At 34.6% G+C, this 22,097-nt stretch carries 24 protein-coding genes and 1 other annotated feature; of the genes, 4 read left to right on the top strand and 20 right to left on the bottom strand.

The features are described 5' to 3' along the window. Positions 1–348 precede the first annotated feature (348 nt). Positions 349–852, top strand: coding sequence for a DinB family protein (locus DJ93_RS08285; RefSeq protein ID WP_042980184.1), 504 nt, complete (start codon positions 349–351; stop codon positions 850–852). A gap of 62 nt (positions 853–914) precedes the next feature. Here the strand turns inward: DJ93_RS08285 and DJ93_RS08290 are convergent, their stop codons facing one another. From DJ93_RS08290 to DJ93_RS08320, 8 genes are all read right to left on the bottom strand, one after another. Then, the gene (locus DJ93_RS08290; protein WP_042980185.1) at positions 915–1,340 is read right to left on the bottom strand and encodes a DUF5412 family protein; all 426 of its coding nucleotides are present in this window, start codon (positions 1,338–1,340) and stop codon (positions 915–917) included. Positions 1,341–1,470: 130 nt separating this feature from the next. Then, positions 1,471–2,163, bottom strand: coding sequence for an ABC transporter permease (locus DJ93_RS08295; RefSeq protein WP_042980187.1), 693 nt, complete (start codon positions 2,161–2,163; stop codon positions 1,471–1,473). 24 nt (positions 2,164–2,187) lie between these two features. Continuing rightward, a complete protein-coding gene (locus DJ93_RS08300; protein WP_042980188.1) occupies positions 2,188–3,057 on the bottom strand; it encodes a DUF4097 family beta strand repeat-containing protein in 870 nt (289 codons plus the stop codon). A gap of 37 nt (positions 3,058–3,094) precedes the next feature. Then, complete coding sequence (locus DJ93_RS08305; RefSeq protein WP_042980189.1) at positions 3,095–3,799, bottom strand: ABC transporter permease; 705 nt, start codon at positions 3,797–3,799, stop codon at positions 3,095–3,097. A 25-nt stretch (positions 3,800–3,824) separates the two neighbouring features. Next, entirely contained in the window at positions 3,825–3,983 is a 159-nt protein-coding gene (locus DJ93_RS33150; RefSeq protein WP_181969220.1) for a hypothetical protein, read from the bottom strand. Positions 3,984–4,038: 55 nt separating this feature from the next. After that, positions 4,039–4,962: an ABC transporter ATP-binding protein gene (locus DJ93_RS08310; protein WP_042980190.1), complete on the bottom strand. Its 924-nt coding sequence runs from the start codon at positions 4,960–4,962 to the stop codon at positions 4,039–4,041. Positions 4,963–5,079: 117 nt separating this feature from the next. Then, positions 5,080–6,021 (bottom strand): HAMP domain-containing histidine kinase, encoded by a 942-nt coding sequence (locus tag DJ93_RS08315; RefSeq protein ID WP_042980191.1) that lies wholly within the window; start codon positions 6,019–6,021, stop codon positions 5,080–5,082. A gap of 1 nt (position 6,022) precedes the next feature. After that, positions 6,023–6,715: a response regulator transcription factor gene (locus tag DJ93_RS08320; protein ID WP_042980192.1), complete on the bottom strand. Its 693-nt coding sequence runs from the start codon at positions 6,713–6,715 to the stop codon at positions 6,023–6,025. Positions 6,716–6,884: 169 nt separating this feature from the next. Here DJ93_RS08320 and DJ93_RS33155 point away from each other — a divergent pair, with 169 nt between their 5' ends. Continuing rightward, on the top strand, positions 6,885–7,058 hold the full coding sequence (locus DJ93_RS33155) for a hypothetical protein (protein ID WP_002122890.1): 174 nt from the start codon (positions 6,885–6,887) through the stop codon (positions 7,056–7,058). Continuing rightward, entirely contained in the window at positions 7,059–7,253 is a 195-nt protein-coding gene (locus DJ93_RS08330; RefSeq protein ID WP_042980193.1) for a YwbE family protein, read from the top strand. Between the two features lie 37 nt (positions 7,254–7,290). Here the strand turns inward: DJ93_RS08330 and DJ93_RS08335 are convergent, their stop codons facing one another. Then, complete coding sequence (locus DJ93_RS08335; RefSeq protein ID WP_042980194.1) at positions 7,291–8,490, bottom strand: class I SAM-dependent rRNA methyltransferase; 1,200 nt, start codon at positions 8,488–8,490, stop codon at positions 7,291–7,293. Positions 8,491–8,632: 142 nt separating this feature from the next. Continuing rightward, positions 8,633–8,830 carry a hypothetical protein gene (locus DJ93_RS33160; RefSeq protein ID WP_042980195.1) on the bottom strand — a complete coding sequence of 66 codons (198 nt, stop codon included), beginning with the start codon at positions 8,828–8,830 and terminating at the stop codon, positions 8,633–8,635. Positions 8,831–9,071: 241 nt separating this feature from the next. Between DJ93_RS33160 and isdG the strand changes: the two genes are divergently transcribed. Continuing rightward, positions 9,072–9,395, top strand: coding sequence for a heme oxygenase (gene isdG / locus DJ93_RS08345; protein WP_042980196.1), 324 nt, complete (start codon positions 9,072–9,074; stop codon positions 9,393–9,395). Positions 9,396–9,467: 72 nt separating this feature from the next. On the opposite strand, the gene srtB is transcribed toward isdG, so the two are convergent. The 10 genes from srtB to DJ93_RS08395 all read right to left on the bottom strand — a co-directional run bounded on the left by srtB (position 9,468) and on the right by DJ93_RS08395 (position 22,088). After that, on the bottom strand, positions 9,468–10,232 hold the full coding sequence (gene srtB / locus DJ93_RS08350) for a class B sortase (protein WP_042980198.1): 765 nt from the start codon (positions 10,230–10,232) through the stop codon (positions 9,468–9,470). Between the two features lie 43 nt (positions 10,233–10,275). Then, positions 10,276–11,046, bottom strand: a complete 771-nt coding sequence (locus tag DJ93_RS08355; RefSeq protein ID WP_042980199.1) for an ABC transporter ATP-binding protein — start codon at positions 11,044–11,046, stop codon at positions 10,276–10,278. Next, the gene (locus DJ93_RS08360) at positions 11,036–12,019 is read right to left on the bottom strand and encodes a FecCD family ABC transporter permease (protein WP_042980201.1); all 984 of its coding nucleotides are present in this window, start codon (positions 12,017–12,019) and stop codon (positions 11,036–11,038) included. Before DJ93_RS08360 ends, DJ93_RS08355 begins: the two co-directional genes overlap by 11 nt. Before the next feature lie 28 nt (positions 12,020–12,047). Beyond that, entirely contained in the window at positions 12,048–12,929 is an 882-nt protein-coding gene (gene isdE, locus DJ93_RS08365; protein ID WP_042980203.1) for a heme ABC transporter substrate-binding protein IsdE, read from the bottom strand. A 68-nt stretch (positions 12,930–12,997) separates the two neighbouring features. Then, entirely contained in the window at positions 12,998–15,277 is a 2,280-nt protein-coding gene (locus tag DJ93_RS08370) for an NEAT domain-containing protein (protein WP_042980204.1), read from the bottom strand. 31 nt (positions 15,278–15,308) lie between these two features. After that, positions 15,309–15,767 (bottom strand): NEAT domain-containing protein, encoded by a 459-nt coding sequence (locus tag DJ93_RS08375; RefSeq protein WP_042980205.1) that lies wholly within the window; start codon positions 15,765–15,767, stop codon positions 15,309–15,311. A gap of 23 nt (positions 15,768–15,790) precedes the next feature. Beyond that, positions 15,791–16,513: a heme uptake protein IsdC gene (gene isdC / locus DJ93_RS08380; RefSeq protein WP_042980206.1), complete on the bottom strand. Its 723-nt coding sequence runs from the start codon at positions 16,511–16,513 to the stop codon at positions 15,791–15,793. Positions 16,514–17,024: 511 nt separating this feature from the next. Further along, the gene (gene brnQ6, locus DJ93_RS08385; protein ID WP_042980207.1) at positions 17,025–18,350 is read right to left on the bottom strand and encodes a branched-chain amino acid transport system II carrier protein BrnQ6; all 1,326 of its coding nucleotides are present in this window, start codon (positions 18,348–18,350) and stop codon (positions 17,025–17,027) included. 118 nt (positions 18,351–18,468) lie between these two features. Next, positions 18,469–18,720: a binding site (T-box leader), on the bottom strand. A gap of 110 nt (positions 18,721–18,830) precedes the next feature. Next, complete coding sequence (locus DJ93_RS08390; RefSeq protein ID WP_042980208.1) at positions 18,831–19,520, bottom strand: 23S rRNA pseudouridine(2604) synthase RluF; 690 nt, start codon at positions 19,518–19,520, stop codon at positions 18,831–18,833. A 207-nt stretch (positions 19,521–19,727) separates the two neighbouring features. After that, on the bottom strand, positions 19,728–22,088 hold the full coding sequence (locus tag DJ93_RS08395; protein ID WP_042980209.1) for an endonuclease MutS2: 2,361 nt from the start codon (positions 22,086–22,088) through the stop codon (positions 19,728–19,730). Positions 22,089–22,097 lie beyond the last annotated feature (9 nt).

Here is a 22,097-nt window from a genome sequence, read left to right on the forward strand (position 1 = left end):
CATTATATTATAGTCATAACAACGTTACAATCATAATATTCTGACTCTTATATAACTATTCATGACTCGACTAACTTCTATATTGCTCGATTGCTGCATGTAATACCGACATGTCCTTCTCTCGCAGTCCTTCTACTATATCCATTTCTTCCATCCCTATCACCATTCTTTGCTTCATTCTCTATTCTCTTAATATACGAATGAAAATGTCAATCTCCTGACACTTCTACAAATTTTTTCTAAATCTTTTTATATTGTACCAATATCCCACTAAATTTCGCTTTGCTAAAAAGGGAATACACCATCTCTCACGAATTTAACTTATGAACATAACTAGGGGGGATAACAATGTATCAAACAATTGAAGGCTTTTTACAATCATGGAAATATGAGGCTGAGTCTACTCAAAAAATGCTCGATGCATTAACAGATGAATCTTTATCACAGGAAATTACAAAGGATCACTGGACATTAGGACGCGTTGCTTGGCATATCGTTACTGCAATTCCTGTTATTCTATCTGGTACAGGGCTAAAGTTTGAAGGTGAAACAAAGGATTACCCTGTTCCAACTTCTGCAAAAACGATTGCGGATCATTATCGTAAAGTAAATGCATCGTTTATTGAAGCACTTCAAACAGATTGGACCGATCAAGATTTAACAACAATCAACGATTTTTTTGGACGCCCCATGCCAAATTCTATATTTTTGATGACGGTTATCAATCATCAAAATCACCACCGCGGACAAATGACTGTTTTAATGCGTCAAGCTGGATTAAAAGTTCCCGGCATATACGGTCCTGCAAAAGAAGAATGGGCTGCCGCTGGAATGGAAGCTCCTAAAATGTAATGACAGAAAAAGACAAGGTGCGCAAACACCTTGTCTTTTTCTGTCACTTGTTTCATGTGAAACTATTTTCTATGTGAATCGAATTTTTTGTCCCACCTAAAATCAAATGTATCTTCAGGAACATGTAAAGTATGTCCGTTAATAATAACTGTGTCTCTACCTTTCCATTCGATATTAGCTTGATTTTCTCTATAGTTCCAATAAATATTCTTTTTAGTAAACACATATCGTTTATTAAAAATAAGTTCTCCTCTAATCGCAAACGCTGTTGTAGCTCCGCCATTTGCAAGATAAGCATTTATAGTATATGTTCCATCGGGTGATTCTACCGTCTGAATTAGGTCCCCACCTGAAACACCTGACAAACTAAAAAACTTCCAAAAAAACAAGCCAATAGCTATTAACAATATAGCTAACCATATAAGTAATAAGCGTATTATTTTTCGCTTCGTTTTCTTCACTTTATGTCCTATATATGCGTCATCCATATATGTATCTCCATTCTATATAATCTAACCTTACTTTTCTCTTTTATTCGACAGCTTTCACTTTAGCCCTTTATCACACTCATGAAATTTTATGAATATAAAAAAGAATTGCAAACTATGCAATCCTTTCTTACAACGCATCTTCCCTCTCAATATTCTTAATTCCATAATAAGCAACTGCCATTCCAATAGCAGCAAATGCTAGTTGAAGAGGAAGAAAAGTCGCTATCGAAAACATTGGTTGGTTATTAATCGCGATAACCACAACGATGATAGAAGACACGATTGTCGTTGGTACAGAATATTTACGCATTCCGAAGTATAGTGGGATTAAGCTTGTTCCTGCAGTTGCAATCGCTAAAGGAACAAGTTTTATACCCTCTTGAATCAATTGATCTACTGTTAATGAATTAGGAAGAATTGATAAATAACTGTCTACTGTAAAGAAAATCCCTACTACAAAAATATTAGATAAGATAACTGTTATAAAAGTTAATATCACTGTAATGAATAACTTACTTACCATCATCTTCTTTCGATTAATTGGATAAGAAAACATAAGTAATATTGTTTTATTTTTATATTCTTCAATGACTAATTTTGCAATTAATACTCCAGCAAATACAATAAATGTTCCTCTTACCATTGCACTAGCCATTAGCAAAATCGTTTGTGGATCTCTTAATTCTGGATCTCCTTCTATTTGAGCAACATAACTAGCAAAGATTAATAGTGCCAGTATAACGATATTTGCAATAATTGCCCCCTTCACATACCACCCTAGCTTAAACTTTTTTATTTCTAGCTTCATAAGCCATAGCATTATAATCCTCCTTTCTCCTAAGACTTAATCAATATAAATTGCCCCTGTTTCACTTAAAATCTTCACTTTATTTTCTGCATCACCAATGGTTCCTTCTTTTACCTTTTCTGTATTTTTATCTTTCTTCAATCCGTTTAAATTCACCAGTATGTCAGTCGACTTACTGCTAGCCGTAAGTTTCAATGAAGCCGGAACACCTTTATACCTTACGCCAATATCTCCTGATTTTGTTTCTATAAATAATGATTTTCCTTCTTTCATATCTTTCAGTAATACTTCCCCGGATGTTGAAGTAATGTTCATATTTGTACTATTTACATTTCTTATATAGTTATCACCTGTAGTAGAGATTATATTTAATTCTTGTACTGAACTATCTTTTACACTTAATTCTCCACTTTTTGATTTGAACTCACCTTTCTCTGCCGATAATCCTACAATCCGTCCATCTCCAGATTTGCTTTCTGTCACAATACTTTTCACTACTATATCGCTTATTTTCACATCACCCGATTTATTATTTAATACAATTTTATCTATTTCTTTCTTCGGAATAGCTATAGATATACTATTTTTCTCCCTAAACGTAAAACCATTAAAAAATTTGTTCATCTTTTGCTTTTGCTTAATCACAACTTTATTTCCGTCCTGTTCTATTTCGACGGGATCTATCTCTTTGTTTACTCGTTTACCTTGAGCCGAAATTACTAGTTTATTAGCGTCTGTACTTTTAAATTCAATATCCCAGTTTTCATTGTCCACTTCTATTTCTTTTATATTATTTATCTCAAAAGAATTTTCTTTCTTAAAATCTTTTCCATGAAATGTCTTAAAGCCAAAAACTACACTAGCAATTGTAATCAATAATATTGCAATTACTATTATTTTTTTCACTATTCATACCCCAGTTCGTTGTTGTTTTAAGCTTGCTTCACGCCACATCAATCTTGTCGATTTTACGATATGAAAAATAACTAATTAAAATTCCTAATAAACAGAGCACAATTGGGATAACTATAAAATCAAACATACTTACTTGACCGTTTCCAGGACCATAGTTACCACTAATTGTCATCCCGATTATTACTGCCGAAGTAATCGTTGTCGGTGTCGATTTCTTTCTCATCCCAAAAAATAAAGGAATTAAACTTATACCAGACATCATAAATGCACTTATAATAGTATTTGGAACGGTAGCTATTATTTCGCCTATTGTAGCAGGCGCTTCAATCAGTCCCATCATTGGACTCACAAAGAATACGAGCAAACTAATAACGAAAGTAGCGATAATCATGCTCACAAAACAAAAACAAAAAACAATTGTTAATTTCGCTCTCATTAGCATTTTTCGTTGCAATGGGTACATAAATAGTAGTTGCATTGTTTTGTTCTTATACTCATCTATTACTAAACGTGATAAAATGACCGAACTAAAAATAATGAATGTTATCCTAATAAAAATATTTGCTGCAGCCATTTGCTGTGTGAAGTCAGAGAGGAGCACTTCTCCCTCGTCTTTAACTCCCAATGCCATAAGGCTTACTACAGCAAAAATTGCTATAATACAAATAGCTACCCCTTTAAAATAACTAGATAATTGATGTTTTTTCCATTCTAGCTTCATTAATCTAAACATATAAATTCCGCCTCCATTACCGTCTCTACGCTACTAATATTCTAATTCCAGCTGTAATTACACTTAATATCCCTATCACTAGTAAAATTAAAACCCATTTTCGTTCTGGTTTCCTATAATATAGAATCCCACTTATCACCATTACGATAAATCCACCTATTAGATTCAGTACCAATAAATTCATCCTCATAACTCCCTATTGAAAAGTTTTTTACATTCACAATGACAGTTTTATTCCATTAAGCATGAATCCCTTCTCCATTCATTACATTTAAGAAGTACTCTTCTAGCGAACTATGCTTCTTATTAATACTTTCAATTTCTATATCATTCATAATGAGTGCTTTTGAAATGGCTTGCTGCGTCACTGCCATTTCATAAACACGAATCATGTTTCCGGTCATTATTTTGTAATTTTGTATGCCAAGTTTATTTTCTAAAATGTAAGCCGCACGTTTCACATCTGGAATCGTAATTTCAATGTACTCTGTTTGTTTTCCATTAATACTCTTCATTGAAACCTCTTTTATTAGTTTTCCATTTTGAATAACACCAATTGTATCTGCCATTTGCTCCATTTCACCTAAAATATGACTAGAGACTAATAGAGTAATTCCATATTCTTTGCAAAGCATTTTAAATAACTCACGCAATTCTTTAATACCAATCGGATCTAAACCGTTAATTGGTTCATCTAAAATTAAAAGCTCTGGCTTCGTCATAATCGCTCTTGCAATACCTAATCTTTGTTTCATCCCTAATGAAAAATCTTTTACTTTTTTATTATCAATGCCATGCAGTTTAACAAGATTTAAAGCATGGTCTATCGCTTTTTTGTCATAATACCCCATATATTCACAATGTAAATGTAAGTTTTCCCTTGCCGTTAGTTTTTCGTAAAAAATTGGATATTCAATAATTGTCCCCATTCGCTTTAACACTTCATAAGATGTATCCGTTAATTTCTCACCGAAAATTTCAATATCTCCGCTCGTCGGTTTAATTAAATTCGTAATCATTTTCATGATTGTTGTTTTACCAGCGCCGTTCGGTCCTAAAAACCCATAAATTTCTCCCTGTTTCACGTGCATGTTAACGCCAGAGATGACTTCTTTTCCTTGAAAAACTTTCGTTAACTGGTTCGTTTTTAAAATATACGTCATATCATATTCCCCTTTCGCACCGCTTTCTATTTATATCATAGACAATAGAAATCTCTTTTTTCTTACTCATTCCTTACAAATTCCTTACGTTCAAAAAAGCTTGTAGAATAACCTTTTCTACAAGCTAAAACTCCATTTTTTCAATACAATTGTGAAGATTGTTTTTTCATATGGCTTACTAAAAAGATGAATTTCTCCATCCATCGCTTCTACAAGCCTTTTCGTAATCGTTAAACCTAGACCACTTCCTTGGTACAATCTATTTCTTGAATCTTCAAGTGTGTACATGCGCTCAAATACTTTATCAATATGAGATTCATCAATTCCTTTTCCTCTATCCCATACATCTATATACACACTCTTTTCATCATCTCTTAATGCCATACCGAGCGTTTTCCCATCATATCCATACGCAATTGCATTTGATATTAAATTGTTTAACACCCTTCTAAGTACTTCCGCATTTCCAAATGCATATATATTTCTCTCTGGTATATCAATATGGACCTCGAATCCTTTCGATGTTACTAAATCATAAAACGATAAAATCTTTTCCCTACATACTTCATTCATGTTTACCTTCGCTATTTCAATTACTTTATCGCCAGATTCCAGTTTCGCCAAATCGAAAAACTTATGAATAAGCTCCATTACTTCTAATGTTTTCACATGTACTTTTTGTAATAATAATTGCCGTTCTTCTTCACTTATCGTTTTATCTGCATTTAACATTTCTGCATACCCAAGAATGACGGTGAGTGGCGTTTTTAAATCATGCGAGATGTTTGAAAGCATCTTTCTCATTGAAATCTCAACCTTTGCATGATCTGCATTTGTTTTCTGCTTAGCATCTAATAGATGATTAATTGTGACTAATAGTTTTTGCAACTCTTTATCATCGGTCATAATTAATAGCTTCTCACCGGTTTGTTCTTTTACAATTCCCTCTAATTTTTCATACGTGTAGCGTAAATTCCTACTATTACTTTTTCGAATTTTATATTGCACGTAAATAACGATCAGCAATATAAAATTCATCACTGTTAAAAATATAACCATACTACATCACTTCCAATTTATAGCCAATACCCCACAGTGTTTTTATATATTCTGGGTTAGATGGGTCAGTTTCTATCTTCTCACGCAACCTTCTCATATGAACGTTAATAACATTATCGTCACCATAATATTCTTCATTCCAAACTAACGTATATATTTGTGCTTTTGTAAATACACGATTTTGATTCTTCACGAATAGTTTTAAAATCTCAAATTCTTTTAAAGTAAGTTTAAGCTGGCTTCCCTTTTTCTCCACAGTAAAATTAATTGGGTCAATTGTTAAATCACCAATCTGAATGGTCTCATCTTTTGATTCCACAGCCGAATACTTTGTAGATCTTCGAATAGCAGCTTTTACACGTGCTGCTAATTCAATCATAGAAAATGGTTTACAAATGTAATCATCCGCTCCAAGCCCTAAACCAACCGCCTTATCAACATCCGTATCTTTCGCTGACATCATTAAAATTGGAACAGCACTTTTTTCTCGAATGATTCGCACAACCTCTAATCCATCTAACTTCGGCATCATAATATCGAGGATGATCAAATCAAATGAACCTTTTAAAAATGCGATAACTCCTTCTTCTCCGTCAGAGGCGATTGTAACTTGAAAGCCTTCTTTTACTAAATATGTTTCAACCATCTCTTGAATTGAGACGTCATCTTCAACTAATAAAATATGATGTGACATATTTCTATCCCCTTTTTTACAAACATTAACATTTTAATTGTATCGTAACGAATGAATGCTGGAAAGAATTATATGAATTTTCAAACCAACTTCCCTTCCTTCCCTAACAATGATATGATGAAATTCACTACTATTGTTCATAATTAACTTTATATAAAGGAGACTTATCATGTCAGAAAATAAAAAAGTAAGCTTAGCTGATTTAATGCGCGAACAACTTGCAAAGAAAAAGCAAGGAAATGGAAATAGTTCAAATAACGGAAATCAAAGTCAAGCAACGAAAAAATTACAAAACCAACAAACGAAAAAAACAAACAACCAACGTAGACGTACAGGTGTATAAATGAACGGGCAAAAACGATCTAACATTTCACCAGGTCTTGAAGTTGATATTGTATTAAAACAAGATCAACGCACTGGCAAGCTAACAAGAGGCATTGTAAAAGATATTTTAACGAACTCACCGTCTCATCCGCACGGCATTAAAGTGCGATTACAAGACGGTCAAGTTGGCAGAGTACAAAATATTGTTCAATAAGAAAAGGAGCTCATTATAAATTGAGCTCCTTTTCTTATTAACCTTTAATTTTTTCAATGAAGACTACTTTTAAATAATTACCTTCTTTAAATTGATCAATTGTACGGAAATCTTCTGGTAAAGAATGTTCTTCTAATATTTTATATTTGCCGTTCATTTCTTTAAATGCTGTATCGATAAAGCATTTAAACTTTTTCATATCGAATGTACTGCAATTTGTAGAAGCAACTATAATACCGTTATTTTCTGTAATGGCAATTGTTTCTTTTAATAAATTTTTATAATCTTTCGCTGCACTGAATGTATATTTTTTTGAGCGTGCAAAGCTTGGGGGATCTAGTACGACCATATCAAACTTCATCTTTTTCTTAGCTGCATATTTGAAATAAAGAAATACATCTTCTACGATAATATCTTGTGCCTCGTAATCAATTTCATTTACACTAAACTGCTCAATTGTTTTACTTAAACTACGATTTGCAAGGTCAACACTCGTTGTTTTACTCGCCCCGCCAATTGCTGCAAATACAGAGAAAGCCCCCGTATAAGAGAACATATTTAAAACAGTTCGTCCCTTTGCATACTTATCACGAATTTGTTTTCGAACGTTACGCTGATCTAAAAATACACCAACCATCGCTCCGTCATTTAAATATACAGCAAAGTTTACACCGTTCTCTTTTACGATAAGTGGGAACTCACCGCGCTCTCCTGCTACGAAATCATCATCTTCAATGTATTTTCCTTTCGTATCAAAACGCTTTTTCTCATAAATCCCTTTAAAGTTTGCTACTTTTTGAAGTGCTGCTACGATTTCGTCTCGGAAAGTATAAATCCCTTCACTATACCAACTTATTACGTAATAGCCGTCATAATAATCGATGATTAAACCACCAAGGCCATCACCCTCACCATTTACAACACGGAATGCCGTTGTATCATTTGATTTATAAAAATGTTTGCGTTTATGTAAAGCAGATTTGATTTTACTTTCAAAGAAAGGTTGATTAATTTGCTCCTTCTCTTTTCTCGTTAAAATCCAGCCATATCCTTTATTTTGTTTTCCATAATAGCCTTTTCCGATAAATTGGTTCTTCTCATCTACTACTTTGATGATTGCCCCTTCTTCACGTACATCATCCAAATTTTGAATTGCATCTTTTAAAATAAGTGGATATCCACTTTTAATTTCTTTTATAAACTTCGGTTTTATTTTTATAGTTACTTCAGATCGCATGTAATGTCTTCCTTTCCATTTGAATGCTTTCTAACTATAGGAAGCATTTAAAAAACGAGGCTAAAAACAGCCTCGTTTCACTATACCATATTATTGCTTTGCTAGTACAACTAGCTCAGCTCCTGGCATAACTGTTATATATTTATACAATGTTGAAAACAGGACCAATTAACAATCCAGCAACCACCATTACGACGATAGCAGGGAGTTGAAAACGCCAAGCAGTCCACTGTGAGGCGATTCCTAACGTAATAATAATAACAATACTAAGTAACAATGATTCAACCATACCTCTTTGTTCATAGTATTGCGAAAGCATAGTACAAACCATACTTTGCATATGTACATTTTCCACTTCGTTTTATTTTGATAATATATAAGCTTATTAACTATTCGATCAAATCATATTCAATATCATTTGTGGTGACTATATTTCTGACAGATTCATACTTCACTTTATATTCTCATGAAAAATCATATCTATATTCGATAATTACACTTTAAATGATAATGATTTTCATTATCATTTAAAGTGTATGAAACGATGAAAATAATGGTAGACTTACAGGAGGAATAAAGAAATGATTATTGTTACAAATACATCTAAAATTACGAAGGGTAACGCACATAAATTAATTGAGCGCTTTGATAAAGTGGGTAAAGTGGAAACAATGCCAGGTTTTTTAGGCTTAGAAGTTCTTTTAACTGAAAATACAGTTGATTACGATGAAGTGACAATTAGCACCCGTTGGAATTCTAAAGAAGATTTCCAAAGTTGGACGAAGAGCACTGCCTTTAAAGATGCTCACTCACATCGTGGTGGATTACCAGAGTATATTATTGATAATAAAATATCTTTCTATGATGTTAAAATCGTCCGCATGCCAATCGCTGCAGCTCAATAAAGTTTATTTTAATAATCGGTATAGAAGCATGAGAAGTAATACATCTTCTCTCCTTCTATACCTTTTCTTTTTTCAACTTCTTTTCACCAACTTCGCATGTACGACTAATCTCCCAGCCTCTGAATCCAGTGCATAATCACACGTAGAAAGTGTTAAAATTTGATCATTCGCTGTTACTTTTGTATCTGTTTTATAAAGTGATTTCTCTTTAATTTTTTCTAGGAATGATGTGTAGTCCTCATCGTTTTTAAAATCCGTTTCAATATAATAAAAATCTGTCGTTGTTGTATACACTGAAAATACTTCGATATCGTATCCTTCGAATAAAGTATCATAATATAATTTGCGATGGGACATGAAAAAGTCTTCTTCTAACATCTTTTTAAGACTCCCAAACATCGAACCGTCTTTCATACGATGTCCGTATAAAATCGTATTTCGATTTTGAGATTCCACATCATTACGATGATCCATGAAGATACTTCCTGCTCTCATATCTTCACCTCTATAATTACGATATAAATAGTAATCGTTATCTTTCGCTTGAACGATTGGATAATTTATTTGTGTATCATCCATCGTAATCCATCCGACTATCTCTGGATTAATTTTTTGTAAAGCTTGGAACTGTGCGCGGATCGATCCATCTGATGACTTTTCTTCCATCGGACTCCTTTGATAAATATCTTGTGCTTCAGCCATTACTTTGCGATTTTCATAGTAATCCATGAAAATCCCACCTAATTCATACATAGAGTAGAAAAAGATGCCTAAAAAGGCAACTGTAAGTAGTCTTTGAAAATAGGAATTTTTTTTCTTTTCTTTCTTGCTACTCAAACTATCACCTCAAAACGGATTTCCTGAGAGATTTAGCCGCCTCTCAAATCCCAATTGGTACCATATACAATCCTGTATCTTCGTCGTGTTTCACAACGACATCTACGCCATATATGCTCTTAATCATATCTCCTGTCACAACATCATTTGGCGTACCGTTCATAACTATTTCTCCATCCTTCATCACGATAATATGGTCGCTATAACGAATTGCTTGGTTAATATCATGCAATACCATTACAATCGTCAAACCATACACCTCATTTAACTCTTTAATCAACTCTAATATTTCAAGCTGATAGTAAATATCCAAATATGTCGTCGGCTCGTCCAGAAACAGCATCGGTGTATTTTGTGCTAAAGTCATCGCAATCCATACTCGCTGCCTTTCACCGCCAGACAAAGCATGAATCGCCTTGTCTCGCTTCTCTTGCAAATTTGTACACGTTAATGCTCTTTCGATCACTTCTCGATCTTCTTCATTATGTGAAGAAAACAAATTTTTATATGGCATACGGCCAAAGCTCGTCAATTTTTCAACTGTAATATCTGCCGGTGCCTCATTTTGCTGATGGACGACTGCTAGTTTTCTAGCAAATTCTTTCGGCTTATACTGACTAATTGCTTTTCCATCTAGTATAACCTCCCCGCTTTGAGGAGCGTAATTTCTCGACATAACACCAAGCAAAGTAGATTTCCCACAGCCATTCGGTCCAATAATCGTTGTAATTTTACCAAGCTCTATTTCACTGCTTACAGACTTTAAACGATCTGTTACATTATCATAAGAAAAGGTTACATTTTTAATTTCCATGGATTCTATCACTCTTTCTAAGCAAGAATATTAAGAACGGACCACCGATAACTGCCATAATCGTTGCCGCTGGAATTTCATTAGGCGGCACGATAAGTCTCCCAATTGTATCTGCCGTCAAAATTAATAACGCACCTGCAAGAGCTGAAAATGGAATCAGTACTTTATGATCTGAGCCGACCAATTGCCTCGAAATATGCGGAATAAGTAATCCTACGAAAGCAATAACTCCTGCAATCGCAGTGGATACCGCTGCTAAAAGTACTGCAATCGCTGAAATAATAAGGCGAACTCTCGTCACATGAAGACCTAAATTTTTTGCTGTTTTATCTTGTAACGATAATAAGTTACACCATGCCCCAACAAATAGTGCAAGAATAAGACCGATTGACCCATATGTAACAATTACTTCAACATCGCCCCATGTCTTCATCGTTATATTCGATGTTGTCGTCTGCTTAATGCCTTTTATGAAATATCCACAAATCGTAATGAACGATTCATTTAATCCAGTAAACATCGCATTAATAGCAATACCAATTAAAATGATACGCAGCGGGCTTAAACCTGATTTCCAAGAAAACGAATAAACGAGATAACAAGCAAATGCTCCGCCTAAAAAAGCGAATAGTGGCGTCCAGAAAAAGAACTGAGGAAATAATGTAATAATGACAAGCGTCATAAAACTTGCCCCTGAAGATATCCCAATAACCCCAGCATCTGCAAGTGGGTTTTTCATAACAGCTTGGAAGAGAACACCAGAAACCGCAAGAGCAGATCCAGTGAAAAGTGCAATAATAATGCGTGGAAAACGTAAATCTTTAATGACTTCAACATCTTCATTTGTCCCAGTAAATATACCTTGCAAAAGATCAATTACGCCTACTTCTAAACTCCCTTTCACTGCCGATACAGTAGTCATAACAACTAGTAATACAATGACGATGAAGAAACTCCAAAATTTTTTATTCATCTTAATCTTCCTTTATCTATGAAATGCATCATGGATACATCATTTTCTTTAATTCATCTAGAGCCTCGATAGCTTCTAAATTCCCCGTTGTTCCAAATAAACGCTCTTCTAAATCGTAAACTCTATTATTTTTAACTGCGGCAAAATGTTTCCAAATGTCATTTGTTTTAAATTCTTTATCAAACATTTTCACAACTTCATCTGGCATACCGTGTGCTGCTCGTAAAATAATATCTGGATCAGCCTTTTTTAAGTACTCCGTATTAGAGGCTAAATATTCTACCTTTTCACCCTGGACAATATTTTTACCACCTAATTGTTTTACTAAATCCCCAATATACGAGTGTTCCGTCGCTACTAAATAACTACCTGGCACCCCAAGTAAAATAAGAACTGTCGGTTCTTTTTTCCCTTTTACTTGCTTTTGAATGTCTGCAACTTTTTTATCAAACTTTGCTACAACTGCTTCAGCCTGTTTTTCCCGTCCGTATTTCTTCCCTAAATCTGTAATTGAGTTTTGCATATTTTTCAAACTCGTTAAGCTTAAAAAGTTTGTTTTTATACCAGCTTCCTTAAAAACCGGTTTCAACTCATACTCAAGCGTTGTAACTGATAATACCTCTGATGGCTTCATTGATTTAACCTTTTCCATATCAGGACTCATCGGATTTCCAACATCAGGTAACCCTTTATAACGCTTCGGCAATGTTTTATAACTAGTTGGAACACCAATTAAATCTACTTCTAACGCATCCATAATTTCAGTCACGGCGACTGTCGTTGCAATAACACGTTCCTCACTACTACTCTTAACCTTTTTCGCCGTTTCTTTTTTTGGTGATGAGCACCCAGCTATACTAAATAAAAGAATGATAGCCATTAATACACTCGTGATTTTCTTCACTCTCAATCACCACTCCTTTCAATACAATATGAAACAAGTCTTGATGCATGAAGCCATGCATCAAGACTTAAAAATTACAATCTACCTGCTCTATATTTACGAACTAGTAAAGCAAGTGAGCCGAGTAATAGCAACATATACAATCCAATTTGTGCTGTATCTGCTGTTTTTGAGTTCTGCTCTTTTTTCACATTACCCTTCGTATTTTCACTCTGTTTCTTTCCATCTGCATTTCGATTAAATTCAGGAGTTCCAATTTTGTTTATATTTTCTACATTCGGTGGATTCACTGGATTTTTCGGATCATTTTTTGATTCCTCTTTAATTGTTCCTACAGCACCGATGCTAGTTGTATCAAATTGAATTTGTACATCGTAGAAATGATGGTAATTCATTGAATCGATATCTACTTTCACTTTCGCATTTAATTTTGCAAATAAATCATCTGCTTCAAACTCTACTACTCTCGCATCTGCATTTTTATCTTCACTTACTACTTTCGCATCAACCAACGCACCCGCGTTTTCTGTTTGGAACTTCGTAATCCATGCGCTATTTTTCAGTGTCATCGCAACATATTTCTTTCCATCTTTCACTTTTAATCTCGCTGGACTTACCACATATTGATTCATCATTGAAATCTCATCTGTTTTATCTTTTAATACTTTAAACGCAATGTCATATTGGCCATCTTTTAAATTTTTAGGATCAACTGTTGTGTGGCCATTTTTATTATTTCCGCCCTGGTTGTCGTCGACACCTTGATTATTGGTTCCGCCTTGGTTATTGTTACTATCTTGGTTACCATTTCCATCCTGGTTATCGTTTCCGCCTTGGCTACCTAAAGGTTTAATGCTACCTTTATCAAACGCAAATTGAATATCATAGAAATGATGGTAGTTCATTGCGTCGATATCTACTTTCACTTTTGCTTGTAATTTTTCCGATAAATCGTCTACTTCTACTTCCACTACTCTTGTATCTTGCTCTTTATTTTCACCTAACACTTTGGCATCAACAAACGTACCGTTCTTTTCAAACTCAAACTTTGTAATCCATGAGCTATTTGTTAATGTGAAGGATACATATTTCTTACCATCTTTCACTTTCAGTACGCCTGGACTCTTCGTATATGTGTTCATCATTGAAATTTCTTCTGTTTTATCTTTTAACACTTTAAAACTGATGCTATATTGCCCATCTTTCGCTATGCCAGCATCTGGTTGTCTGTCCCCTTCTGGCTGTTTATCTCCTTCCGGTTGTCTGTCCCCTTCTGGCTGTTTATCTCCTTCCGGTTGTTTGTCCCCTTCTGGCTGTTTATCTCCTTCCGGTTGTTTGTCCCCTTCTGGCTGTTTATCTCCTTCCGGTTGTTTGTCCCCTTCTGGCTGTTTATCTTCGTTTGTTACTGGTTTCAAATTATTTTGATTAAATACAAGTTGTACGTCATGTGTTTGCTTGTAATTTCTTGATGCCATCTCGATGAATACTTTTGCATTCAATTTCTTCGATAGATCATTGAGTTCAAATTCTACAACTCTTGTATCTTTTTCTTTATCTTCACTCACTACTTTTGCATCAACAAATGCGCCATCTTTTTCCGTTTGGAAATTTTTAATTAGTGAGCTACTTTTTAACGTTACAATCGCTTTTCTCTTACCATTTTCTACTTTTAATACTCCTGGATTTTCCATGTAAGTATTCATTTTAGATTCTTCATCTGTTTTATCTTTTAATACTTTAAATGGAATGCTGTACGCACCATCTTTAATTGTGTTAGAATTTGGTTGTTGATCTGAGTCAGGCTTTTGGTCGGGCTTCTGACTTAGATCCGGATTTTCATTTGGATCTGGCTTATTAGCTGGGTCCTCTTTTTCATTTGGTTTTTCTACATGAATTGGTATAACGCTATTTGGATCGAATGAAATACGAATATCATAATAATGATGGTAATTGAAAGCATCATTATCTACTTTTACTTTCGCATTTAAAATCTTCACTACATCTTCCACATCAAATTCTACAACTCTTGTATCTTTTTCTTTATCTTCACTAATTACATTTGTCTCAACAAACTGACCTGCTTTTTCTGTTTCAAACTTCGTAATCCATGAACTCTGTGTTAACGTAAAGGATACTTTCTTTTTGCCGTCCTTCACTTTCAAAGTCCCTGGGCTTACAGAATATTGATTCATCATTGATTCATCATCTGATGTATCTTTCAAAACTTTAAAACCAATTGAATATTCGCCGTCAGCTAAAGTTATAGCTGCTTGAACTGCAAGTGGTTGTAACGTTGATACGAATGTGAATATCGTTAAAAACATTGCAACAACAATCTTAAGATACCCGCTCAATGGAATGACGCTCCTTTTTTAAAATTTCTAATTATTTAACACTGTTCCCGTCAAATACAAAGCGAATATCATATGAAGCGTTGTATTTAATAATAGGGATATTAATTTTCACCTTGCCATTTAATTTCTTTGATAAATCCTCTACTTCAAATTCTACGACTCTAGTATTCTCTTTTTTATTTTCACTTAACACTGTTGTTTCTACGAATTGACCATTCTTTTCTACTTGAAAACTTTTAATAGAAGCGCTATCTTTCACTTTAAATGAAACGTATTGTTTTCCATTTTTAACTGTTAATGTTGCTGGGCTCTCAAAATAACTATTCATTCTAGATGATTCATCTTTATCGCCTTTCCATACAGTAAAAGTAGCATTATATTTTCCATTATCTGGTTTCTTAGCTGCTTTTGCATCTTGTAAACCTAGCGTTGCCATAAATGTAAATAAAACAACACACACGGCAATAATCGTTTTAAATTGTTTAAACATATATTCATCGCCCTTCCAAATATTTATTTGCTTAACTTCACTTTACGAATTAAGAAAACACCTGAAATAAAAATTAACGCTGCAAATAATCCAATACGTGCATTATCCCCTGTTTTCGGGTTATCTATCTTTTCAGCTGTCTCTTTTTCATTTGTTCCTTTGTTCGTTTCTTTATTCACATCTTTACTTACTTCTTTGTTTGTTTCTTTATTTTTTTCTTCTTTTACTTGTCCATCTTTTTTATTTTGATCATCATTTTTTGTTACACCAGCTGCATTGTTGTCGCCGCCTGTAGCTTTTACATTCGCATCAAAAGCGAAACGAATTGTATAATGATGGTCGTAGTTTGCACTTGGTACGACAACGTGAATTTTTACTCCTGACGGTTTAGATAAATCATCAACTTTAAATTCAACCGTTCTTTTATCAGCTGCTTCATCTTTACTAATTACTTTTGAATCAACAAATTTACCGTTATCTTCTACTTTAAATTCTGTAATCCAAGCACTGTGATTCATTGGAACTTGTACTCTCATCTCACCATTTTTTACAATTAACTTAGCTGGTTTTTCAAAATAATCATTTGCCATTGAAGCAGAATCATCTTCCGCTTTTTTAATGACATAGTTAATATCGTAAGTACCATCAGCTAATTTTGCTGAAGCTTGTCCAAATGGCATTACGAGAAAAGCTAGCATACATACAAGTGTTATAATAAAAGCGGGTAATACAGAAACCTTTCTCATTTTGCTTATATCCTCCTCGTTTATCTTTTACTCTCAATCTAACTTTTTGAAAATGATAATTATTCTCAATTTATACGAAAAAAAATAATCTTTTCTACTTTTTATTAACAAGAATTTTCTCCTTATGTAACATAAAGCGAAATAATGATTATCATTCTCACTGGAGTACAAAAAAATAATCTCCTCTCATTACCCTTTAAAGATAGGTTTCCTGAAAAAAGATGTTTCAAGTCCCCTTAATGATTATCATTCTCAATTATACTTAAAAAAAATAACTTCAACTAGTCTAATATTTTATCACCTCTTCCTACACTAATAACATATAGTTATAGAAAACCTCTTCCCTTTCATCCATCACTTCCCTTCCAGAATTTCCATAACTAAGTCAATCTTAGCTTAATCATAAAAATTTTGTCAACCATGTTACGTATAAAACTTTAATATCTAAATATCTTTATATATAATTTTATCCACGAAAAAGAGACTTTCTTTCAAAGAAAGTCTCTTTTTCTTATTTTTCTACAGCAACTTCCTGCTTTTGAAACACAGAAACCACATATCCAATTACCATACCGATCATACATGGAATTAACCACCCGATTCCTACACTGTATAACGGAATCTTTTCTAAAATAGGTGCCAATGTTGCAATTTGAATGTTAGCATTATGCAATCCATCAAAGAAGCTAACCACGAATGCTCCTATAATCCCCCCTACATACATCGCTAGCGGCAGACGGATATAGTTTTCAATTAGTGATAACACAATGAGCACGATTCCAATTGGATAAATTGAGATTAAGATTGGTAATGCTAATGCATTCAACTGTGTTAAACCAAGGTTTGCTACCATGAAAGCTAATACACAGAAAATGAAAACAACTTTTTGATAAGAAAGCTTTGGTAATAGGGAAGAGAAATATTCACCACAAGCTGCAATAATACCAACAGAAGTTGTTAAGCATGCTGCTGCAATTGCAATACCCAGTAATAAAGTTCCGTAGCTACCAAATAAATGATGTACAACGTTCGTTAAAATAACACCGCCGTTTTCTCCCATTCCAAGTGACACACTAGATGCTCCAAGGTAAGCAAGTGCTAAGTAAACAAGAAGTAAACCAAGTGCTGCGATAAATCCTGCAAAAATTGTTACTTTCGCGATACTTTTCTTATTTGTAATCCCTTTTACTTTCAAAGCGTTAATTACGACATTTCCGAAAACAAGTGCTGCTAATCCGTCTAATGTTAAATATCCATCAATGAACCCTTTAAAGAGCGGATCACTATATGCTTCTGTCGGTGCACCAAACTCTCCCATCGGTGTAATGAGTGCTTTAATTACGATAATTGCAATTACCGCTAATAAAATAGGTGTTAACACTTTTCCGATACGCCCTACTAATTTCGAAGGGTTTAATGCTAAATAGAAAGTTACTGCAAAGAAAATAAATGTAAAGATGACAAGTGGGTACGCCTGACCGGCTACCGCGTTTGGTAAAAGTGGTGCAATACTCATTTCATAAGCAACAGTTCCTGTACGTGGCACGCTGACAAATACGCCTAAGCATAAATAAATTACAACTATGAAAATCAGTGCAAATAAAGGATGCACACGTCCAGCTAATTCATTAATATCTCCTTTTAAAGCTATTACAATTACCCCTAATAGAGGAAGACCTACTCCTGTAACAATAAATCCGAACAATGCAATCCATACATCCGTTCCAGCACCTTGCCCTAACGCTGGTGGAAAAATCATATTACCTGCACCGAAAAATAGTGCAAATAACATTAAACTTATTGCAAACATCTCTGAAAACTTTAAAGATGATTTCATTTCTACCTACCTCCTAAATAATTATAAAATAAACAAAATATTCTGAACTAAAATCCGTCACATATCCTCTTTCGCGCATACTTCCCCTTAAAAGAACGCAAAAAACACCCATCCCTAACAAAGGGACGAGTGTTGAAATCGTGGTTCCACCCTTATTCTAATAAAATGAATTTATAACGAAATAAACTCATTTTATAGCTCGTGTAAATTGATAACGGTTTTATCCGCCAAGAATTACAATGCATCACGCAGTTCACTCTTGAAGTTTAGAGGTGGTAAGTATATCTTTTCGTATTAGGAAGCTCACAGCCTAAGGCTTCCCTCTCTGAGAATCGTAAAAAACAACTCATGTCCTCATCATTACTTTTATAAAATATCTTGTCGAAACTTGTTGTTTTTTATTATATGGGCTACTTTTTAAAAAATCAATAGTTTTATTTTTTCTGACAAAAAATAAAAAGGAGAGAAGAATTCCTCTCCCTATAGCTGTCCGACTAATTCTTGTAACTCCGAAATTGTAATATGCCTCCATTTTCCAACTTCAAGCTGATTCAGCTCTATATTCATAATACGAACTCGCTTCAACTTTATTACTGTATATCCGAAAGCGCGACTCATTCTACGAATTTGTCTGTTCATACCTTGCGTTAAAACGATGCGAAATGTTGAATTATCTACTCTCGTTACTTTGCATGGCTTCGTCATTCCATCTTTAATCTTTACACCGCTGGACATCTCATCAATAAACCAATCTGTAAAAGGCTTATCGACCATCACAACATATTCTTTCTCGTGCTCATGATCTCCGTGTAAAATTTGATTCGCAATCGCACCATCGTTCGTTAATAAAATAAGACCTTCCGATGCTTTATCTAATCGTCCAACAGGAAAGATTCGCTCTGGATAATTGATATAATCAATAATATTATCTTCAATATGATCGGCTGCTGTACAAGTAATTCCGACTGGTTTATGGAAAGCAATATACACCTTTTCTTTCTCTTCTTTTGCAATAACCTGTCCATCAATCGTTACAACATCACCTTCGTTAACGATTGTACCGTGCGTACATATTTCACCGTTAATCGCGACACGTCCTGCTTTGATGAGACGATCTGTTTCACGCCTTGAGCAGGATTTTGCTTCGCTTATGTATTGGTTGATTTTCATGTTTTATTCCTTTTCTTATAGATTATTCGGAAATGAAAAGCGTCAATCTCTGGCGGTATTATCATGCCGAGATTGACGCTCCTTTATTTCGCAAAAACCACTAAATAAATAACCCCAATCACCAAAAATATTCCGCAACAAGCTAACAATACTTTTGCAAGTTTGTCCATAAACATATAATGGTTTCCCCTTTTGTTTGGTTGTTTGCTATTTTAATTCGACAACTGTTACACCTAGGCCTCCCTCGCCCATGTCACCGTAACGGAAGTTTTTCACACCGCGATGTTTCTTTAAGTAATCTTGTACGCCTTGGCGCAGTGCTCCTGTTCCTTTACCATGAATAATAGATACACGCGGATAACTTGCAAGCTGTGCATCATCTAAATATTTTTCAACGCGCATCATCGCGTTTTCATAACGTTCACCACGAAGATCAAGTTCTAATGAAACGTGATAGTCTCTACCTTTTACCGTTGCGACTGCTTTTTTCTCAGTTTGCTTCGGTGTATTAATGTATTCCATATTGGATTCTTTCACTTTCATCTTCAGAATACCAATTTGTACGCTCCACTCTGTATCACTTACTTTTTCAAGCAGTTGACCTTTTTGACCGAACGTTAATACTTTTACTTCATCGCCTGCGCGTAATTGTTGTTTTGGTGCTGTGTTTTTCACGTTTACTTTTTGTTTCTTCACAAGCTCTGGCGCTGCCCCTTCTAAGCGGCTCTTCGCCTCAATTAACTCGTGATCTTTCACATTTGCAAGCTGTGCTTTACGCAATTGACGAAGTTCTTGAATAATGCCTTCTGCTTCTTTCTTCGCAGCTTCGACTTTTTCTTCGCCTTCTTTTTGTGCTTTTAATAATCGTTCATCACGCTCTTCGTTAAATTCAACAATTTGACGTTGTAATTCGCGATGCAGTTTTTCAGATTGTTTGCGAAGTGCTTCTGCTTCGTTCCAATCACGCTCTGCATTTTTTTGACTTTCTTCTAACTTCGCAATCATATTTTCAATTTTATTTGTATCTGTACTAATATGGTTACGTGCTCGATCAATAACTCGATCAGATAATCCAAGGCGCTTCGAAATTTCAAAGGCATTACTACGTCCTGGTACACCGATTAACAATTTATATGTTGGGCTTAACGTGTTCACGTCGAACTCAACACTCGCATTAATAACTTGCTCACGGTTGTATCCGTATGCTTTTAATTCTGGATAATGCGTCGTTGCAACAACGCGTGCACCGCGGTTATATACTTCATCTAAAATCGAAATTGCTAATGCAGCCCCTTCTTGTGGGTCTGTTCCAGCACCTAATTCATCAAATAAAACTAAACTTTCAAAATCAGCTTTTTCTAAAATGTCTACAATGTTCACCATATGCGAGGAGAATGTACTTAAACTTTGTTCAATCGATTGCTCATCACCGATATCAGCAAAGATGTTTTTAAACACACAAATCTCTGATTCGTCCATTACCGGAATATGAAGACCAGATTGTGCCATTAATACACAAATTCCAACGGTTTTCAGTGTAACTGTTTTACCACCTGTATTCGGCCCTGTAATAACGATTGTTGTGAAATCTTTACCGAGCATAATGTTATTTGGCACAATAATTTCCGGATCAATAAGCGGATGACGTGCTTGTTTTAAATCCATGTAACGTTCGTTATTTACGATTGGCTTCGTGGCTTTAATTCGTTTCGCATAAAAAGCTTTTGCAAAAATGAAATCAAGGTTCGCAATAACTTCTACATTGGATAAGACAATATCAGCTTCCACTGCCACTTCCTCTGTTAACATCATTAAGATGCGTTCTACTTCTTGTTTCTCTTTCACTCGTGCTTCTTGCAAGGCATTATTTAGTTCCACAATGACTTGCGGCTCGATAAATAACGTTTGTCCAGAAGCCGATTGGTCATGAACAATACCACCATATACGCCACGGTATTCTTGCTTTACAGGAATTACATAGCGTTCGTTACGAATTGTTACAATCGCATCTGATAACATCTTTTGTGCGTTTGAAGAACGCGTCATGTTCTCTAACTTTTCACGAATACGGCTTTCCGCAGTACGAATTTGGTTACGAATACCACGCAATTTATCGCTTGCACTATCGACTACTTCACCACCATCACCGATGCAATTTGTAATTTTCTTTTCTAAGTCATATAAAGATACAATTTGAGCGACATGTCTTTCTAAAATTGGAAGTTCAACACCGTTATCAACCATATCTTCGATGAAACGTTTCATATTGCGACTACCATACATCGTATTTGCGATATCAAGTAGTTCATTTGGGCTTAACATACTTCCAATTTTCGCACGTTTTACATTTGAGCGAACATCCGAAATACCACCTAATGGTGCACTACCTTTTAGACGAATGACTTTCGCAGCTTCATCCGTTGTATCTTGCATTTCTACAATTTCTTCAAAATCAGTGCTTGGCACTAAATTCTTCACTTTATCGCGACCAAGTGAAGATGCTGTATGTTCAAGTAATTGTTCTTTTACTTTATTGTATTCTAATACACGCAACGTTCTTTCTAACATGTTGCAGGT

The organism is Bacillus clarus, from assembly GCF_000746925.1.
Lineage (GTDB): Bacteria > Bacillota > Bacilli > Bacillales > Bacillaceae_G > Bacillus_A > Bacillus_A clarus.

Excerpts from the sequence above, each read along its gene's own strand:
- DJ93_RS08375 (WP_042980205.1), bottom strand. The coding sequence starts at position 15,767 with ATGTTTAAACAATTTAAAACGATTATTGCCGTGTGTGTTGTTTTATTT.
- DJ93_RS08285 (WP_042980184.1), top strand. The coding sequence starts at position 349 with ATGTATCAAACAATTGAAGGCTTTTTACAATCATGGAAATATGAGGCT.
- DJ93_RS08335 (WP_042980194.1), bottom strand. The coding sequence starts at position 8,490 with ATGCGATCTGAAGTAACTATAAAAATAAAACCGAAGTTTATAAAAGAA.
- DJ93_RS08290 (WP_042980185.1), bottom strand. The coding sequence starts at position 1,340 with ATGGATGACGCATATATAGGACATAAAGTGAAGAAAACGAAGCGAAAA.
- DJ93_RS08330 (WP_042980193.1), top strand. The coding sequence starts at position 7,059 with ATGAACGGGCAAAAACGATCTAACATTTCACCAGGTCTTGAAGTTGAT.
- DJ93_RS08360 (WP_042980201.1), bottom strand. The coding sequence starts at position 12,019 with ATGAATAAAAAATTTTGGAGTTTCTTCATCGTCATTGTATTACTAGTT.
- DJ93_RS08320 (WP_042980192.1), bottom strand. The coding sequence starts at position 6,715 with ATGTCACATCATATTTTATTAGTTGAAGATGACGTCTCAATTCAAGAG.
- DJ93_RS08310 (WP_042980190.1), bottom strand. The coding sequence starts at position 4,962 with ATGACGTATATTTTAAAAACGAACCAGTTAACGAAAGTTTTTCAAGGA.
- isdG (WP_042980196.1), top strand. The coding sequence starts at position 9,072 with ATGATTATTGTTACAAATACATCTAAAATTACGAAGGGTAACGCACAT.
- DJ93_RS08295 (WP_042980187.1), bottom strand. The coding sequence starts at position 2,163 with ATGCTATGGCTTATGAAGCTAGAAATAAAAAAGTTTAAGCTAGGGTGG.
- DJ93_RS08305 (WP_042980189.1), bottom strand. The coding sequence starts at position 3,799 with ATGTTTAGATTAATGAAGCTAGAATGGAAAAAACATCAATTATCTAGT.
- DJ93_RS08355 (WP_042980199.1), bottom strand. The coding sequence starts at position 11,046 with ATGGAAATTAAAAATGTAACCTTTTCTTATGATAATGTAACAGATCGT.
- DJ93_RS08395 (WP_042980209.1), bottom strand. The coding sequence starts at position 22,088 with ATGTTAGAAAGAACGTTGCGTGTATTAGAATACAATAAAGTAAAAGAA.
- DJ93_RS33155 (WP_002122890.1), top strand. The coding sequence starts at position 6,885 with ATGTCAGAAAATAAAAAAGTAAGCTTAGCTGATTTAATGCGCGAACAA.
- DJ93_RS33160 (WP_042980195.1), bottom strand. The coding sequence starts at position 8,830 with ATGCAAAGTATGGTTTGTACTATGCTTTCGCAATACTATGAACAAAGA.
- DJ93_RS08390 (WP_042980208.1), bottom strand. The coding sequence starts at position 19,520 with ATGAAAATCAACCAATACATAAGCGAAGCAAAATCCTGCTCAAGGCGT.
- isdC (WP_042980206.1), bottom strand. The coding sequence starts at position 16,513 with ATGAGAAAGGTTTCTGTATTACCCGCTTTTATTATAACACTTGTATGT.
- DJ93_RS33150 (WP_181969220.1), bottom strand. The coding sequence starts at position 3,983 with ATGAATTTATTGGTACTGAATCTAATAGGTGGATTTATCGTAATGGTG.
- DJ93_RS08315 (WP_042980191.1), bottom strand. The coding sequence starts at position 6,021 with ATGGTTATATTTTTAACAGTGATGAATTTTATATTGCTGATCGTTATT.
- brnQ6 (WP_042980207.1), bottom strand. The coding sequence starts at position 18,350 with ATGAAATCATCTTTAAAGTTTTCAGAGATGTTTGCAATAAGTTTAATG.